Source organism: Planococcus citreus, from assembly GCF_003664125.1.
In the GTDB taxonomy this organism is placed as follows: domain Bacteria; phylum Bacillota; class Bacilli; order Bacillales_A; family Planococcaceae; genus Planococcus; species Planococcus citreus.
In genome coordinates, this window is the sequence record NZ_RCCP01000002.1 from 294,266 (window position 1) to 310,459 (window position 16,194).

The 16,194-nt window shown below is 50.9% G+C and carries 18 protein-coding genes and 1 other annotated feature; of the genes, 1 reads left to right on the forward strand and 17 read right to left on the reverse strand.

Translation table 11 applies throughout. The features are described from left to right. Positions 1-89: 89 nt before the first annotated feature. The 10 genes from DFR62_RS09700 to ruvA form a co-directional block, all read right to left on the reverse strand. A complete protein-coding gene (locus tag DFR62_RS09700; protein ID WP_058380980.1) occupies positions 90-602 on the reverse strand; it encodes an adenine phosphoribosyltransferase in 513 nt (170 codons plus the stop codon). Then, entirely contained in the window at positions 593-2,935 is a 2,343-nt protein-coding gene (gene recJ, locus DFR62_RS09705) for a single-stranded-DNA-specific exonuclease RecJ (protein WP_121300100.1), read from the reverse strand. The genes DFR62_RS09700 and recJ overlap by 10 nt, the downstream gene beginning before the upstream one ends. A gap of 84 nt (positions 2,936-3,019) precedes the next feature. Then, positions 3,020-3,460, reverse strand: a complete 441-nt coding sequence (locus tag DFR62_RS09710; RefSeq protein WP_121300102.1) for a LapA family protein — start codon at positions 3,458-3,460, stop codon at positions 3,020-3,022. 107 nt (positions 3,461-3,567) lie between these two features. Beyond that, entirely contained in the window at positions 3,568-5,844 is a 2,277-nt protein-coding gene (secDF, locus tag DFR62_RS09715) for a protein translocase subunit SecDF (protein ID WP_121300104.1), read from the reverse strand. Positions 5,845-5,907: 63 nt separating this feature from the next. Next, positions 5,908-6,228 carry a post-transcriptional regulator gene (locus DFR62_RS09720; RefSeq protein ID WP_121300106.1) on the reverse strand — a complete coding sequence of 107 codons (321 nt, stop codon included), beginning with the start codon at positions 6,226-6,228 and terminating at the stop codon, positions 5,908-5,910. Between the two features lie 420 nt (positions 6,229-6,648). Continuing rightward, the gene (gene yajC, locus DFR62_RS09725; RefSeq protein WP_121300108.1) at positions 6,649-6,906 is read right to left on the reverse strand and encodes a preprotein translocase subunit YajC; all 258 of its coding nucleotides are present in this window, start codon (positions 6,904-6,906) and stop codon (positions 6,649-6,651) included. Between the two features lie 40 nt (positions 6,907-6,946). Then, positions 6,947-8,089 carry a tRNA guanosine(34) transglycosylase Tgt gene (gene tgt / locus DFR62_RS09730; protein ID WP_121300110.1) on the reverse strand — a complete coding sequence of 381 codons (1,143 nt, stop codon included), beginning with the start codon at positions 8,087-8,089 and terminating at the stop codon, positions 6,947-6,949. Continuing rightward, on the reverse strand, positions 8,086-9,138 hold the full coding sequence (gene queA / locus DFR62_RS09735; RefSeq protein WP_135449348.1) for a tRNA preQ1(34) S-adenosylmethionine ribosyltransferase-isomerase QueA: 1,053 nt from the start codon (positions 9,136-9,138) through the stop codon (positions 8,086-8,088). Before queA ends, tgt begins: the two co-directional genes overlap by 4 nt. Before the next feature lie 23 nt (positions 9,139-9,161). Continuing rightward, the gene (gene ruvB, locus DFR62_RS09740) at positions 9,162-10,160 is read right to left on the reverse strand and encodes a Holliday junction branch migration DNA helicase RuvB (RefSeq protein ID WP_058380986.1); all 999 of its coding nucleotides are present in this window, start codon (positions 10,158-10,160) and stop codon (positions 9,162-9,164) included. A gap of 16 nt (positions 10,161-10,176) precedes the next feature. Continuing rightward, the gene (gene ruvA, locus DFR62_RS09745; RefSeq protein WP_058380987.1) at positions 10,177-10,773 is read right to left on the reverse strand and encodes a Holliday junction branch migration protein RuvA; all 597 of its coding nucleotides are present in this window, start codon (positions 10,771-10,773) and stop codon (positions 10,177-10,179) included. A 398-nt stretch (positions 10,774-11,171) separates the two neighbouring features. On the opposite strand from ruvA, the gene DFR62_RS09750 reads away from it, so the two are divergent. Then, entirely contained in the window at positions 11,172-11,705 is a 534-nt protein-coding gene (locus tag DFR62_RS09750) for a transcription repressor NadR (protein ID WP_121300115.1), read from the forward strand. Between the two features lie 52 nt (positions 11,706-11,757). Here the strand turns inward: DFR62_RS09750 and pheA are convergent, their stop codons facing one another. The 7 genes from pheA to rplU all read right to left on the reverse strand — a co-directional run bounded on the left by pheA (position 11,758) and on the right by rplU (position 15,982). After that, positions 11,758-12,618 carry a prephenate dehydratase gene (gene pheA, locus DFR62_RS09755; RefSeq protein ID WP_121300117.1) on the reverse strand — a complete coding sequence of 287 codons (861 nt, stop codon included), beginning with the start codon at positions 12,616-12,618 and terminating at the stop codon, positions 11,758-11,760. A gap of 19 nt (positions 12,619-12,637) precedes the next feature. Beyond that, positions 12,638-13,090: an ACT domain-containing protein gene (locus DFR62_RS09760; protein ID WP_058380990.1), complete on the reverse strand. Its 453-nt coding sequence runs from the start codon at positions 13,088-13,090 to the stop codon at positions 12,638-12,640. A gap of 16 nt (positions 13,091-13,106) precedes the next feature. Continuing rightward, complete coding sequence (obgE, locus tag DFR62_RS09765) at positions 13,107-14,396, reverse strand: GTPase ObgE (protein ID WP_121300119.1); 1,290 nt, start codon at positions 14,394-14,396, stop codon at positions 13,107-13,109. Positions 14,397-14,452: 56 nt separating this feature from the next. Next, the gene (locus DFR62_RS09770; RefSeq protein ID WP_244201656.1) at positions 14,453-14,911 is read right to left on the reverse strand and encodes a Spo0B domain-containing protein; all 459 of its coding nucleotides are present in this window, start codon (positions 14,909-14,911) and stop codon (positions 14,453-14,455) included. A gap of 127 nt (positions 14,912-15,038) precedes the next feature. Then, on the reverse strand, positions 15,039-15,329 hold the full coding sequence (rpmA, locus tag DFR62_RS09775; RefSeq protein WP_068461850.1) for a 50S ribosomal protein L27: 291 nt from the start codon (positions 15,327-15,329) through the stop codon (positions 15,039-15,041). A 12-nt stretch (positions 15,330-15,341) separates the two neighbouring features. Further along, positions 15,342-15,671 carry a ribosomal-processing cysteine protease Prp gene (locus tag DFR62_RS09780; RefSeq protein ID WP_121300121.1) on the reverse strand — a complete coding sequence of 110 codons (330 nt, stop codon included), beginning with the start codon at positions 15,669-15,671 and terminating at the stop codon, positions 15,342-15,344. A gap of 2 nt (positions 15,672-15,673) precedes the next feature. Beyond that, positions 15,674-15,982: a 50S ribosomal protein L21 gene (gene rplU / locus DFR62_RS09785; RefSeq protein ID WP_068488425.1), complete on the reverse strand. Its 309-nt coding sequence runs from the start codon at positions 15,980-15,982 to the stop codon at positions 15,674-15,676. A gap of 14 nt (positions 15,983-15,996) precedes the next feature. Beyond that, positions 15,997-16,070 (reverse strand) — a sequence feature (ribosomal protein L21 leader region). Positions 16,071-16,194 lie beyond the last annotated feature (124 nt).

The window sequence follows — 16,194 nt, forward strand, 5'->3', positions numbered from 1 at the left end:
GGAAATCACCTCTCTCGCTAGTTTCTTTCTCTACCATACCCTACCATCAGAAAAAAAATCACCTTGCCCAAAAAGGCAAGGTGATTTTCTTAATATTGCATCAAAGTCGTGACATCGTAGCCATCGAGGTTCTTGCGGCCATCCAAATAAGTCAATTCGATTAAAAATGCGCAGCCGACAACAACGCCGCCAAGCTGTTCGACCAAGTTGATCGTCGCGTTGATCGTTCCGCCGGTAGCCAAAAGATCGTCTGTGATCAAGACGCGCTGCCCCGGTTTGATGGCATCTTTGTGCATCGTCAATACGTCTGTCCCGTATTCGAGGCCGTATTGTGCGCGAATCACTTCACGCGGCAATTTGCCTTCTTTGCGGACTGGCGCAAAGCCGATTCCTAGCGCGTAAGCGACAGGGCAGCCAATGATAAAGCCGCGTGCTTCCGGTCCGACGATAAGTTCTGCATCGACCGTCTTCGCATAAGCGACGATTTGGTCCGTTGCGTATTTATAGGCTTCGCCGCTGTCCATCAAAGATGTAATATCCTTGAACTTGATTCCTGGTTTCGGCCAATCTTCTACGATGGTTATATATTGCTTTAAATCCATAATTCTTCCTCCTTGGCTGACACTTGGGCGTCAAACCAGTCTTTTAGATCCCGATAGGATGCATACAAGAGCTTTTGTTCCAAGGCAATTTGCCGCTCGCGCTTCTTATAAGACGGCGCTTCTGACAGATCACGTTTTCCCGGAGCCTGTGCAATCTCGGTAATTCCATTGTTAAGTGTAACAAAACCGAGTTCAAAAAACACCTGAAGCATGAAAAATAATGTTTCCCGGCTCCAGCCTTTATGTTTGGCCAGTTCTTCACCGTTCTTTTTGAAGTCGAACATCCCGCGTTTCTTGACGAACCCGAACAGCCATTTGAATTGGTCGCGGTCTGGGATGCGCTCGAAATATTGGGATTCCTGCGCATAGAAATGGGCATAGACACGCTTTGGCCGCAGCTGTTTAAGAACAGTCGACAACTGCTCTTCTGAATCGGGCAGATCCAATAGCACAAGATGATCTTTCGCAGAATCCGATTCAGCGAGAGCTTGTGCGCCAACGATCGGCCCTTCTAGCAATGAACTGAATACCGCTTCCGTTTCTTTCTGGAAAGCCACGAATACCTGGTTTTGCTTCGGGATGAGCTTCGACCAGCGGCTGACTTGGCGGATGCCGCGGATATCGAATAATTGCCATTCGTCCGTGCGGATATCCTCGACTAGCAGCTGCGGTTTTTTGCGGCCGTTCCATTCGTTGATCTGCAGGTCGCCGATGACATCGATTTTCACATCAGGCGTCAGTTCATCGCCGAGCTCGCCGATGCCGAAGCCGACTGCATCCAAAGTGGAACCGTTTTGTGCCAGCTCCATCTTCAAATGCGCTTGGCTGGCGCCAATTTTGCGGATGCCGGCGACCTTGACGCCTTCCAAATAAAATTTCGGCTTGGCAAAGCCCATGCCAAATGGCGCGAGACGGCGCATGCCTTCGATGGTATCCGTATTCACTTCATCAAGTGTGACAGGGATATCGATCGACACGATCGGCACCAAATCTTCTGCGGTCAATGACGCTTTCGCTTGTTCGTTCAAACGTTCGCGCAATTCGTCGACATCTTCCGCAGCAAGCGTCATGCCCGCTGCCATCGGGTGGCCGCCGAAATGCGGCAGGATGTCGCGGTTTTTGGCGAGTTCATTATATAAATGGAAGCCTTCGATGCTACGCGCCGAGCCTTTCGCTTTGCCGTTCGCCAAATCGAGCGACAACACAATCGACGGGCGGTAGAACTTCTCGGTCAGTTTCGAGGCGACGATGCCGACAACACCAGGGTTCCACCCTTCCTGCGCCACGACGATGACGTGTGGCAGCTGTTCCCCGTAGCGCGCTTCCACTTGCTCGATTGCCTGCTCGGAAATCGCCTTGACGATCGCCTGGCGTTCTTTATTCAAGACGTCCAATCCATCTGCCAAGGATCTCGCTTCCGATGGATCGTCAGTCATGAACATTCGCACGGCCGGGTCTGCTGATTGCAGACGGCCAATCGCATTAATTCGCGGGCCGAACATGAAGCCGATTGTCTCTTCCGTAATGTCGCGCTGCTTGACGCCCGCTACATCCGCGAGCGCCGCAATGGCTGGCATAGGCGAATCTTGCAAAGCACGCAAGCCTTCTTTGACGAGCACGCGGTTTTCGCCGTGCAACGGCACCAAATCGGCAATCGTGCCAATGGCGACAAGTTCCGTCAAATGGTCCGGAATATCGCCATAGAGCGCTTGCGCCATTTTGAATGCAACGCCGACACCGGCTAGTTCACCGAAAGGGTACTTGCCTTCTGGATGCCGCGGATGGATAACTGCGAGTGCTGCTGGGAGTTCATCGCCGATATCGTGATGGTCACTGATGATGACGTCCATCCCGAGTTCATTCGCCAAGCGCACCGGCTCGATTCCTGACACGCCGTTATCAACGGTGACGATCAAGTTGATGCCTTCAGCATGGGCTTCTTTGAACAGCTCTGCATTCGGGCCGTAGCCATGGTCAAAGCGGTTCGGGATCTTGAACGACACATCCGCGCCCAAGTCTTCCAACACCGTCATCATAACCGTTGTGCTCGTAACGCCATCGGCATCGTAATCGCCGTAGACGAGGATTTTTTCTTCCGCTTCAATCGCCTGTTGGATACGCGCCACAGCGACGTCCATATCCTTCATCAGAAACGGATTATGTATGCCGGATAATTCGACATCCAGAAATTCCTGCGCTTTTTCCACCGTGTCGATGCCGCGTGTGACGAGGATTTTCGCCAGCACGGAAGACAAGGAAAGCGCCGCTTGTAATTCCTGGACCGCTTGTTCATCCGGTGTTGTCAATTGCCATCTTTTTTTCGATTCTATCATTGGTCTTCACTTCCTCACCCGTACATTATACAACATCAGTGGACAGACAAAAACCTTTCGGCGCTTAGCCGAAAGGTTCATTTTTTACAATTCGTCGCGGCGCGTGTCAGCTCGGCGGTCTTCTGTGTCGTTGACACCGAACTCGTCGCGTTTGGGCTGCGACCGGAGCGACTCGTCTGCATCGTGCGTCCGTTCTTCCCCGGTGACGACCATGGCATCAGGCGTGACGCCCGCTTTCTGGTATTCAGCAATTTCGTTCTGCTGCGTGGCGATAAGCGATTCCTTGACCGCCACTTCTTTTTGGAGCGTCTTCACCTTGCGTTTTAATTGGTACGTGCGTGTCATGGCGAGAATGCTCGACAATAGGAAGCCAAGCAATGCAGACACGAGAATGACCAGGATCAACGGCCATTGTGATTCGCCGAACACATAATTGACCGGCACATTATCGACATTGAATACGGCAAAAATCGCGATGATGATAGCAAAAACGAGACCGAGCAATAAAAGCCATTGCATTTTCATGTGAACCATCCTTTCTTATTCAAACTTCGTACACCTTGCCGGTTTATTGCACAAAAAAAGGGACAAGGTATTAATACTCTATACCCTGTCCCTTTGTCCTATTAAACTTAAACGACCGGTTCGTCGGAGCCCCATTTGGACTCTTGTTCTTTCTTCTCGATATCGATTGGCCCTTTTTTATTCAACTCGCGTTTTTTCAACACGAGCCATAGCTGGGCAGCGATGAAGATTGAAGAATACGTCCCTGCAATCAAGCCGATCAATAAGGCGATCGAGAAATTCGTAATCGATGCAGCGCCAAAAATCAGAAGCGCCAGCACGACCAGGAATACGGTCATGACTGTATTGATGGAACGCGTTAAGGTCTGTCGAAGCGAAGTATTGACGATTCTCTCCAATTGATCGACCGTCTCCACTTTTTTGACGCGGCGCATGTTTTCACGAATGCGGTCAAAGGTGACAATCGTGTCATTGATTGAATACCCGATGATTGTCAACACGGCCGCGATAAAGGTGATATCCACTTCAAGACGCAGAATGCTAAATGCGGCAACAATGAAGAATGCATCGTGCAGTAATGCTACGACAGAAGCAACACCCATGCGCCATTCAAATCGGAATGCCACATAGATAATGATGCCCACTGCCGCGATGGCAAGTGCATACAAAGCATTTTGTGCAAGTTCAATCCCGACTGTCGGGGAAACCGTCGACACGTTCGGCTCGATTCCGTATTCATCTATGGCCGCAGATTTCAACTCATCGATTTCCTGTTGGCTGAATTCCTCTGCATAACGAACAACCCCGATGGAAGAACCTTCACCTGCCATGACAATGTCATCCGATGGGAAACCTGCGTCTTCAAGGAAACTTCCCACTTCCTCTTGTGATAATGAGGATTCGGACGTAACTTCCACGCGTGTACCGCTGGAGAAATCAATTCCCAAATTCAATTGGAAAATCGATAGCACGACCATCCCTGACAAGATGAGCGCAAGTGACGCAGCAAAGAATTTACGGCGGTTGCCGGCAAAATCAAAGCGGTCGTAAGGCGTTGTCAAATCCGTGATATGCAAGTCTTCTTCTTTTGCATGAATCTTGTTCTTCGATAAGCCGAACCAGCCTGGCTTGTTATCCAAGAATCCGCTCCACACCCAAAGACCGAGCATCAGGCGAGAACCCCATACGGCTGTCAGGAAGCTCGCGAGAATGGAAATGATCAACATCGTCGCGAATCCTTTGACAGAGCTGGTGCCGAAATAGAACAAGACGGCCGCTGCAAGAAGCGTCGTGATATTGGCATCGATGATTGCAGAGAACGACGATCTAGCTCCGGCACGGAACGCATCCCGCACAGACTGGCCAGTCCGCAGCTCCTCGCGTATCCGCTCATAGGTGATGATATTGGCATCAACTGCCATCCCGACACCGAGCATGATTGCTGCAATCCCCGGCAAGGTCAGCACGCCGCCAATCCATTCGAAGATCACGAGGATCAAATAAACGTAAGCGGAAAGCGTGATGACGGCAATCGCGCCAGGGAAACGGTAGAACAACAGCATGAAAATGAGGACAGCCGCGATGCCGATGCCGGCTGCGAATGTCGTCTGTTCAAGCGCCTGTTCACCAAATTGCGCGCCGACTGAAGTCGAATAAATTTCTTCCAATTTCACTGGCAATGCCCCGGCATTCAAGATACCTGCCAAATTCTGCGTTTCCTCTACGGTAAAGGAACCGGAGATTTCAACACTCGGTGAATTGATGCGCTGTGAAACGCGCGGGTCGGAAACGAACTTCGGATCCGCTTTCAAGCGCTCTTCCTGATAGGAATCGACACCTTCCTCAAAATCTAGCCAGATGACTAACACATTATCCGGTGCCGGCTTTTGGGCAATTTCGCCAGTCACTTCGGCGAATTTGCCCGGTTCGTTCAACTCAAGCGTGACGATCGGCTGTCCTTCCTGATTGAAAGTGGCCGTGGCACCGCCTTGCGCGAGGTCGTTACCGGATAGCATGACATTATCCTCCGCATCGCGGAACGATAAATTCGCTTCGGTCGAAAGCAGCTCACGGGCAGATGATTGATCTTCAACCCCTGCCAATTGGACGCGAATCCGGTTGCCGCTTTCGATTTGAATATTCGGTTCACTGACACCGAGCACATCAATGCGGCTTCTCAGTGCATCCGTCGTATCGGAAACGACTTCTTCTGTAATTTCCTGGCCTTCTTCGAGCGGTTCGACTTGGTAAAGAACTTCGAAGCCGCCCTGCAGATCCAGCCCAAGATTGATGTCTTTGGCGATCGGCAGGCTGGTTGTGCCAATCAGCCCGATGAGCATGAATACCAGCAGGAAAAAGGCGATGATGCGAGATCTTGCTTTCATATGTATAGTTCCTCCTCAATATAGAACACAGCACTTACATTATCGGTGACGTGCCAAAAGGTGTCAAATCCCGCGCGGTTTCTGGCGCGCTGGACGAAGAAGCTGCTGCAGGTCCTCCATGCTGTCTTCCGAGAAAAAGTTTGCGGTTTTAAAGCCTTCCACCTGATGGTAAGCGACAAAATCGGAGGCTGTCAGATCCATAATATCCGACACCATCTCATGCAAGCGCATGTCTTCGACTTTTTTCTTTTTCCACGCTTTTTTCAGGCAATAATCCCACAAGGCTTCCGGGGTGAATGTTTCATATTGCAAATACGTGAATTCGCTGCATTTACTCTCCAATGCTGGCAGCACCTGCTCGTATTTTTCCGGATAGCTCATCATGTCGGTTCTCCTTTCTGCAGTTCTGTTTCCATTGTAACTCCCAGATGGAAATTTTAGAACAAATGCATGAAAATTTTTGGAAAATTGTTTAATTTATTTTGGTTAAAATAAGTTAATGAAATCGCTCCAGGCGGACGCTTTCCGCGGGCATGGCTTGAGCCTCCTCGGTCGCTTCGCTTCCTGTGGGGTCTCAAGACTCATGCTATTCCCGCAGGAGTCGCCGCCTTCCGCTCTTTAATTTGAGTATATACATTAGATAAGAAACTAACCAAAATAGGCTACTTAATCTACAGCTTCATTTATTTTGCATAATATTGTTCTTATAAAGGCTATAAATAGCTTTGTTCAGTTAGAGTATAGTGGATTTCCCAATGGACGAAAAAAACGCCTCCCGAAAGGAAGACGGTTTTCGCAAATTTCTTATTCAACGACGCGGGCGATTGCCTGGCGCTCAAACTGCATGCGCGTGCCGTCTGCCACCGTGATGTAGATCGTCGTGTCGTCTACTGCGTCGACTTGGCCGTGCAAGCCGCCGATCGTCACGATGCGGTCCCCACGCTTTAATTCCGACTGCATGTTAGCTGTCGTTTTTTGGCGTTTTTGCGCCGGGCGGATGATGAAGAGCCACATCAGCAAGAACATCAATAGTAAAGGCGATAACGCAATTAATGTTTCCATTGTTCAATTTCCCCCTTTCGTGTTCTCTATCGTTTCGAACTCAGAAATTTTTTGCATTCGGCTTATTGAATCCGTACGCTTCAAAAAATTCTTCGCGGAAATCTCCCAGGCGGTCTTCGCGGATCGCTTGACGCACCTGTTCCATTAAGTTTAACAGAAAATGCAGGTTATGATAACTCGTAAGGCGAATTCCGAAGGTTTCATCTGCACGCAATAAGTGGTGCACATACGCACGCGTGTAATTGGTGCATGTATAGCATGTGCATTTCTCATCAATCGGAGTGAAATCACGCTTGAACTTCGCGTTTTTCAAGTTCAAACGCCCTTCACTTGTCATCAAGGTACCGTTACGGGCGATGCGAGTCGGCAATACGCAGTCGAACATATCGATGCCGCGGATCGAGCCGTCGATCAAGGAATCAGGCGAGCCGACGCCCATCAAATAACGGGGCTTGTCGAATGGCATGAACGGCGTCGTGAATTCGAGCGCACGGTTCATGACGTCTTTCGGTTCACCGACCGACAATCCGCCGATCGCATATCCCGGGAAGTCGAGCGCGACAAGGTCTTCTGCGCTTTGGCGGCGCAAATCTTCGTACTCACCGCCCTGGATGATGCCGAACAAGCCTTGGTCTTGCGGGCGCGCATGTGCCTCGAGGCAGCGTTCCGCCCAGCGCGACGTACGCTCGACACTGGATTTCATATAGTCATGCGTCGCCGGGTATGGCGGGCATTCGTCAAACGCCATCATGATGTCCGAACCGAGGTCATTCTGGATTTGCATCGCTTTTTCCGGGCTCAAAAACAGTTTATCGCCGTTCATATGGTTACGGAAATGAACGCCTTCTTCTTTAATATTGCGGAACTCACTCAACGAGAATACCTGGAAGCCACCGGAATCTGTGAGGATCGGACGGTCCCAGTTCATGAATTTATGAAGGCCGCCCGCTTCCTTGATGACGTCGTTCCCTGGGCGCAGCCACAGGTGATACGTGTTGCTTAAGATAATGCCGGCGTTCATCGCCTTCAATTCTTCCGGGCTCATCGTCTTGACGGTCGCTTGTGTGCCAACTGGCATGAAGGCAGGCGTTTCGAAAGAGCCGTGCGGCGTGTGGACGATGCCAAGGCGGGCACCTGTTTGTTTACAAGTTTTAATGTGTTCGTATGTTACTGCATGGGTCATGATTCGGTCTCCTTTTTCTGCGGTTCAATAAACATTGCGTCACCGAAGCTGAAAAAGCGGTAGCGCTCTTGGACAGCTTCATTATACGCATTCAAAATGGCATCTCGGTTCGACATGGCACTGACGAGCATGACGAGCGTCGATTTCGGCAAATGGAAGTTAGTGATGAGTCCGTCTACCGCTTCAAAACGATAGCCTGGGTAGATGAAAATATCCGTCCAGCCATTGTCTTCCTGTAATTTGCCGCCGAATTTCTTGGCGACCGACTCGAGCGTGCGCGTTGACGTCGTGCCGACGGAAATGACGCGGCCGCCTTTTTGTTTCGTATCATTGATCAAATCCGCGGTTTCTTTCGTGATGCGGTAGAATTCTGCGTGCATTTCGTGGTCTTCGATCGATTCCACTGACACCGGGCGGAATGTGCCGAGCCCGACGTGCAAGGTAATGAATACGATATTGACGCCTTTGTTGCGGATTTCTCCCAATAATTCATCGGTAAAATGTAGCCCAGCAGTCGGTGCTGCGGCACTGCCACGCTCTTTCGCGAACACCGTCTGGTAACGGTCCTGGTCTTCCAGCTTTTCGCGGATATATGGCGGCAGCGGCATCTCACCTAATTGGTCAAGGATCTCATAAAAAATACCGTCGTAGATAAATTTGAAATGGCGGCCTCCATGGTCCAGGACGCCCGTGCATTCAGCGCGCAACAAGCCGTCGCCGAATGACACGACCGTGCCGATTTTCACTTTCTTGGCCGGCTTGACGAGCGTTTCCCACACATCTTCTTCCGTCTGCTTCAACAGCAGCACTTCGATGTTGGCACCGGTCTCTTCTTTCGTCCCCATAAGGCGCGCCGGAAGCACGCGGGTATCATTCAATACAAGCGTGTCGCCAGTATGCAGATGGCCGAGGATGTCGCGGAAATGTTTGTGTTCGACCGCTCCTGTTTCTTTGTCCATCACGAGCAGGCGGCTCGAAGTCCGGTCAAGAAGTGGCGTTTGCGCAATCAATTCCTCCGGCAGTTCAAAATCAAAATCATTTACATTCAATTGCTGTTCATTTGTTAGTTTAGTCATTCAGGCATCTCCATTTTAAAGTGTTCGTATGCAAGAGGCGTCACAGTGCGCCCTCTCGGCGTCCGTTGAATAAAGCCAATCTGCAAGAGGTACGGCTCGTAGACATCTTCAATCGTCGTCGATTCCTCGCCGATGCTTGCGGCGATCGTGTCCACGCCGACAGGCCCGCCGCGGAAACGGCTGATCATGCCGGTCAAAAGCTTATGGTCGATATGGTCCAGGCCGAGCGGGTCGACTTGCAGCATCTCCAAAGCTTGCTCGGCCATTTCGGTGGTGATCGAGCCATTGCCGCGCACCATCGCGTAATCGCGCACACGCTTCAGCAAGCGGTTCGCGATACGCGGGGTCCCGCGGGAACGGCGTGCGATTTCGATGGCGGCATGCGGGTCGATATCCGCTTCGAACAAAGCGGCGCTACGTTCGACGATATCCGTTAAGGCTTCCGTGTCGTAATACTCGAGCCGCGACAACACACCGAAACGGTCGCGCAGCGGTGCCGATAACGCCCCTGCACGCGTGGTCGCCCCGATCAGCGTGAACGGCGGCAAATCAAGCCGCACGGAGCGCGCAGTTGGGCCTTTGCCGACAACGATATCGAGACAGAAATCCTCCATCGCCGGATACAGCACTTCTTCGATCGAGCGGTTCAAGCGGTGAATCTCATCGATGAACAACACGTCCCCGGGCTCGAGTGATGAAACGATCGCCGCCAAATCACCGGGCCGTTCAATCGCAGGGCCTGAAGTCATCTTCACGCCGACTTCCATTTCATTCGCGATGACGGTCGCTAGCGTCGTTTTCCCGAGACCCGGCGGCCCGTAAAGCAATACATGGTCTAGCGATTCATTGCGCATTTTCGCCGCTTCGATGAAAATCTCCAGGTTGTGCTTTACTTTCTGCTGGCCGATATATTGCGACAAACGCTGTGGACGCAACGATTGCTCGAAGCGCTCATCAAATTCTGAAATTTCGCCGTCGATGATGCGTTCTTCCATGGCGTTCGCCTCCTCGTTAAGTTTGTTTCAATAATAGTTGAAGCGCTTTTTTCATATAGCCTTCAGTGTCGAGTTCCAGGCCTTTCAATTGAGGCTTCACTTTCGTGATCTCGCGTTCGGAATAACCGAGAGCGCCCAGTGCAAGCATCGCTTCCTCAAGTTCTGATTCGTCGCCGCCGAACAAGTCCGGCTGCCCCGCTTCCGCGTAGGATTCCCCAAAGAAATCCGTCAGCTTGCCTTTTAGGTCCAAGATCATCTGACGCGCGGTTTTCTTGCCGACGCCAGGAAATTTCACCAAATACTTCTCATCTTCTTGCTCGATCGCCTCGATGACGAATTGCGGCTGGCCGGATGCCAAGATAGCAAGCGCGCCTTTAGGGCCGATGCCGGATACGCTGATGAGCTTGCGGAACAATTCCCGCTGCTCGAGCGTCGGGAAACCGAACAGGAATTGCGCGTCTTCCCGCACGTGATGATGCACAAAAATCTGCAGTTCATCCGATCCGAATGAATACGGGTTCGGGGCAAAGATCTGCCAACCGACTCCCTGCTGTTCCACTACTAAATATTCAGGCGTCACGCGGGTGACTTGCCCTTTTATGTAATCGTACATTGCACTCGCCCTTTCATTTTCAACCTATTGATTATACCATATTCCGGCCGCTCCTACGAAGAAAGCTATCCAGTCCGGCTGGACATTGTGAAGCGTTAAAAGAGCTCCCCGCTGATTGAAGTTTCTCTTTATGTTAAAATAAAATTATATGGTGAAGTCAAATTCACTCACTCAACGCATTCCGCAAATCTGCTTCGCTTTCCTGCGGGCGAGCGCCAAGCCTCCTCAGTCGCTTTGCGACCTGCGGGGTCTCGGCTTTCTCGCTTTCCCGCGGGAGTCTTCGCAGTTTTGCTACATTATATATATTGCTGAATACACCAAGAGTGGCCTTAAATGATTTTTACAGAAAGGCAATTTCAGAGTACAATATGTAATTTGGTAATCAACGGAGGGTTTTCATGAAAAAGTTATACGGTGAAGAACGCCGGAATGTTTTATTGGATGAGCTGAAGCAGGCGGGTCGGCCGATGACCGGCAGCGCGCTCGCAAAACTCGCGCAAGTGTCGCGTCAAGTGGTGGTTGGCGACATGACTTTATTGAAGGCGAAAGGCGAACCGATCATCGCGACAAGCCAAGGCTATTTATACTTGGACCCGAGCGGCAAGAAACAAGTGAGCCGGCGCATCGCCTGCAATCATCAGCCGGAGGAAACGGAAGCGGAGCTGCGGTTATTGGTCGACTGCGGTGTCACGGTCAAAGACGTCTCGATCGAACACCCTGTTTATGGTGAACTGACGGCTGGGATCCACGTCTCAACGCCGCTTGATGTCGATTTGTTCATGCAGCGCATAAGCGATACCGGTGCAAGTTACCTGCTCGAGCTGACCGAAGGCACGCATATCCACACGATCACGGCAGATCTTCCTGAAACACTTGCAAAAGCAGTTGACGCGATGAAGCAGCACGGCTATTTGCTCGAAGAAACGGAATAAGAAAAATCCCCGGATGCCAATGAGGCGTCCGGGGATTTTTTGTGCGTGCTTCTTATGAATTGTACGTGTAGTAGGAACCGAGCGTCTTAACGCCGCAGCCGAGAGCCGTGAGCTCTTCGAACGCACCGCGCATCATCGCCGCATTCTCGTCTTCCAACACGTCGGCGATAAAGAAATAATTGCCGAGCCCTGTCTTCAAAGGACGCGATTCGATCTTCGACAAGTTCAATTGACGCCACGCAAAAACCGACAGCACTTGGTGCAAAACACCTGACCGGTCGTCTTTTGGCGGGGTGATCATCAAGGTCGTCTTGATCTGCGCTTCGTGTCCAGGGTCGGTCAATTTATGATTGCTTCTCGACAACACGAAAAAGCGCGTGTGGTTGAAATGGAAATCATGGATGTCGCGTTGCACGATGTCCAAACCGTATTTTTCCGCCGCATAGTCATTGGCGATCGCCGCAATATTGCGCTCCGGCAATTCCGACACCATTTTGGCGGCGGCAGCCGTCGAGCTGTATTGCTGGAGCGGCGTCGTTTTATACGTATAGTACAAAAACTTATGGCATTGCGCCAATGCATGCGGATGAGAATAAATCGCTTCGAACGATTCCGCGCCGCGGTTTTCCGGATGGACGAGTAAATGCTGCTGAATCGGTGACAGCACTTCCGCCGTCACATACAGCTCCGCTTCGTGGAATAAATAATCCACCGTCAACGGCACCGATCCCTCAAGCGCGTTCTCGAGCGGCACGACCGCATAATCGACCGTGCCCTCTGCGACCGCTTCGATGCATTCGGGAATGGTCGTATACGGCATCAGCTGTTCTTCCGGAAATACTTTGGAAGCGGCCAAATGCGTAAACGATGCTTCCGGGCCTAAAAATGAAATTCTCTTTTTCTCTTTAGTCATCGACTCATTCCCCCTACATTTATGACGAACCGCTCGATACCACATCGGCCGACTCAACAAAGTCGAGTTTTTTCAATTGCTGCAAGAACATGTCCAAGTCGACGTCCATCGCCGTCACATCAAGTGACAAAGTGACGTTCGCACGCCCTTGGATCGGAATGGTCTGGTGGATGGTCAAAATATTGCAGCCCATTTCCGCGACAGACTGAAGCAAAGTCGCAAGCGTGCCCGAACGGTCTTCCAATTGAAGGAAAACTGTCAAGATCCGCTCTTTGACGATGGAATGAAACGGAAAAACCGCGTCACGGTATTTATAGAATGCCGAGCGCGATAATCCGGTCTGTGCGACCGCATCCAAAATGGACATGCGGTCCCGCTGAAGCAATTTTTTCACTTCCAGCGTCTTGACCATCGCTTCCGTCAGTACATCTTCCCGCACCAGGTAATAGCGTTGTTCCGAAATATCCTTCATTCAAGTACCCTCCGCATCAGTCGGTGAATTCGAACTCAAATTCAAGCAAACGGACCGTGTCGCCGTTTTCTGCCCCGCGCTCGCGAAGAGCATCATCAATGCCCATGCCGCGCATTTGGCGGGCGAATCGGCGAATCGAATCTTCACGAGAGAAGTCGGTCATCTTGAACATCCGCTCGATTGCGTATCCGGAAAGGACAAAAGCACCATCCGGGTCGCGTGAGATATCGAATCCGTCGCCTTGCAATTCGTGCTTGTAAAGAACCGTATCCGCTGCATCCGGATCTGCCTCGTCTTCCATCGGGAATTCAGGCGTCACTTCAAGCAAGTCGGCTACCGCAAACATCAGGTTGTTCAAACCTTTTCTCGACAACGCGGAAATCGGGAACACTTTCGCGTCTTCCGGCAATTTCTTGCGGAACTCTTCCAAGTTTTCTTCCGCATCCGGCATGTCCATCTTGTTCGCCACAATCAATTGTGGGCGTTCAGTCAAGCGCATATTGTATTGCTTCAGTTCTTCGTTGATGGTCACGTAATCCTCATAAGGATCGCGGCCTTCCATACCCGACATATCAATGATGTGGACAATGACGCGCGTCCGTTCGATATGGCGCAGGAATTGATGGCCAAGGCCGATTCCTTCGTGTGCGCCTTCGATCAATCCTGGCAAATCGGCCATGACGAAGCTGCGCTGGTCTTCTGTTTGGACCATTCCGAGATTCGGGACGATCGTCGTGAAATGATACGCGCCGATTTTCGGTTTAGCCGCAGTAACGACTGACAAAAGCGTCGATTTCCCGACACTCGGGAAGCCGACCAGGCCGACATCCGCCAATACTTTCAATTCCAGGATGACATTGCGCTCTAAGCCTGGTTCGCCTTTTTCCGAAAGTTCAGGAGCCGGGTTTTGAGGCGTCGCAAAACGTGAGTTTCCGCGTCCGCCGCGCCCACCGCGTGCGATGACTGCGGATTGGCCCTCTTCGACCAAATCGGCAATCGTTTCGCCAGTTTCTGCGTCTTTGACGACAGTGCCCGGTGGAACTTTGATGATCGTGTCATGCGCTTTTGCGCCGTGTTGGTTTTTGCTCATGCCGTGCGTCCCGCGCTCAGCTTTAAAGATCCGTTTGAAACGGAAATCCATTAGCGTGCGCAAGCCTTCATCGACTTGGAAGACGATATCAGCGCCTTTCCCTCCGTCGCCTCCGGCTGGCCCGCCGTTCGGTACATATTTTTCGCGGCGGAATGCTACCATGCCATCCCCGCCGTCGCCACCTTTTACATATACTTTTACGTGATCGACAAACATATTATCCCTCCATCTGTGCGTGGATCTCAACTTTCGAGCGATCCGATCCGCACGCTTTACCAATTGCTAATTGCGGTGAATCCAAAATCAGTGATGACCAGTCGCCGGGACCTGACAGTTCCAGCGAAAACCGGCCGTCCGCTTCCATTATGTGCAGCTCTACCGGATATGGCCAGGCGTCGGAAAACGCTTTTTTTTGCATTGTCCGCAAATGTTTCGAGCCAGCTGCAGAGCACCGCATCCAATTCGCGCGGCGCCCGCTCGGCTTCACAAAAAACCGCGAGGCGCAATTCCGGAAAACGCCAGCCGGCCGTCAATAGCCACTCTTCCGTTTCAGGCATAGAGAGAGCCGACAGCCGGCTTTGGTGCATAGCCGCTTCGGCATACGTACGAATGAGCGCTTGGGCTCTGTCTGTGCGCCCCAAATCCAAATTCAATTTGATCATCTGCAGCTCATTCAAAAAATCATGGCGCGCATGCCGAAGCGATTGTGCCACCGTTAGCCTGTCGTCCATAATGCACTTCCTTTTCACACACTTTTAGCCATTATACCAAGTTTCCGGCCGGATTTCCCGGCGCGGGTTTTGGCTAGTCTTGTTTCAAAAGAAAAAGGACTGCGAAAGCAGCCCTTTTCGTTTTTTATTAAGCTTCCTGAGCAACCGGGTAGACGCTCACTTTTTTCTTATCGCGGCCGTAGCGCTCGAAGCGTACTGTTCCGTCGATTTTCGCGAAAAGTGTGTCATCTCCGCCGCGTCCAACGTTCTCGCCTGGATAGATTTTCGTACCGCGTTGACGGTAAAGAATAGATCCGCCAGTTACGATTTGTCCGTCAGCGCGTTTTGCGCCAAGGCGTTTTGATTCCGAATCACGACCGTTCTTCGTTGAACCAACACCTTTTTTGGATGCAAAAAACTGAAGATTTAATTTCAACATATGTCCCACCTCCTAAGCTGTGAAGGTTATTTTTATAAAGTCTGCATATTCATGTTCAATCGTTTCCAGAGAAATGACCATAGCGCGTACAAGCAGTTGAACCTGCTCATCCGTCTCTTTGTCCATGTTCTCCGGAAAGGCGATTTTCAAAAAACCGCTATCCGCCTGTTCGATGTCCGGTTCAATTCCCGTCAATTCCATAATGGCGTTCACTGCCCCGAAGGAAACAGCTGAAGCCCCGGCACATACCAGATCCTTGCCGTGTTCGGCAAAATCCGCATGTCCCGACATTTCAAAGCCTTTAATATAGCTGCCGGTTTGATGAATAGTCACCCGGATCATTTTTACAGGTTGATTGCATCAACAGTCAATTTCGTGAATGGCTGACGATGACCTTGTTTTTTGTGGTAGTTCTTTTTCGCTTTGTATTTGAAGACAGTGATTTTCTTGCCGCGGCCCTGTTTTTCAACTTTCGCTGTAACAGTTGCTCCTTCTACGAAAGGAACACCCACTTTAGTATCGTCTCCACCTACAAATAGAACTTTGTCAAATGTTACTGTGTCACCAGCTTCTGCGTTCACTTTCTCAACGTAGATCTCTTGGCCAGCTTCCACTTTGATTTGTTTTCCACCAGTTTCAATAATTGCGTACATATCCTTGCACCTCCTCTTAGACTAAGACTCGCCTATCCAGGTGATCTCGCGATGCTTTAAGACCTGGTTCGAGCGGTTGTAGCACGGGTGCGCTACAAACATAACATTAGAATAATATCATGCGGGAGAGACCCGCGTCAACAGAGAACTGAAAAGAGTTGGTGATGTGTGCTTTTCACTTTTGGGATTGTGGTTAAAGGAATTAAATATCC

Coding starts and splice junctions, on each gene's coding strand:
- DFR62_RS09700 (WP_058380980.1), bottom strand. CDS start 602: ATGGATTTAAAGCAATATATAACCATCGTAGAAGATTGGCCGAAACCA.
- yajC (WP_121300108.1), bottom strand. CDS start 6,906: ATGGAAACATTAATTGCGTTATCGCCTTTACTATTGATGTTCTTGCTG.
- DFR62_RS09710 (WP_121300102.1), bottom strand. CDS start 3,460: ATGAAAATGCAATGGCTTTTATTGCTCGGTCTCGTTTTTGCTATCATC.
- secDF (WP_121300104.1), bottom strand. CDS start 5,844: ATGAAAGCAAGATCTCGCATCATCGCCTTTTTCCTGCTGGTATTCATG.
- recJ (WP_121300100.1), bottom strand. CDS start 2,935: ATGATAGAATCGAAAAAAAGATGGCAATTGACAACACCGGATGAACAA.
- DFR62_RS09770 (WP_244201656.1), bottom strand. CDS start 14,911: ATGGACGACAGGCTAACGGTGGCACAATCGCTTCGGCATGCGCGCCAT.
- ruvB (WP_058380986.1), bottom strand. CDS start 10,160: ATGGAAGAACGCATCATCGACGGCGAAATTTCAGAATTTGATGAGCGC.
- tgt (WP_121300110.1), bottom strand. CDS start 8,089: ATGACCCATGCAGTAACATACGAACACATTAAAACTTGTAAACAAACA.
- DFR62_RS09760 (WP_058380990.1), bottom strand. CDS start 13,090: ATGAAGGATATTTCGGAACAACGCTATTACCTGGTGCGGGAAGATGTA.
- DFR62_RS09720 (WP_121300106.1), bottom strand. CDS start 6,228: ATGATGAGCTATCCGGAAAAATACGAGCAGGTGCTGCCAGCATTGGAG.
- rpmA (WP_068461850.1), bottom strand. CDS start 15,329: ATGTTGAAATTAAATCTTCAGTTTTTTGCATCCAAAAAAGGTGTTGGT.
- DFR62_RS09750 (WP_121300115.1), top strand. CDS start 11,172: ATGAAAAAGTTATACGGTGAAGAACGCCGGAATGTTTTATTGGATGAG.
- DFR62_RS09780 (WP_121300121.1), bottom strand. CDS start 15,671: ATGATCCGGGTGACTATTCATCAAACCGGCAGCTATATTAAAGGCTTT.
- rplU (WP_068488425.1), bottom strand. CDS start 15,982: ATGTACGCAATTATTGAAACTGGTGGAAAACAAATCAAAGTGGAAGCT.
- pheA (WP_121300117.1), bottom strand. CDS start 12,618: ATGACTAAAGAGAAAAAGAGAATTTCATTTTTAGGCCCGGAAGCATCG.
- obgE (WP_121300119.1), bottom strand. CDS start 14,396: ATGTTTGTCGATCACGTAAAAGTATATGTAAAAGGTGGCGACGGCGGG.
- ruvA (WP_058380987.1), bottom strand. CDS start 10,773: ATGTACGATTACATAAAAGGGCAAGTCACCCGCGTGACGCCTGAATAT.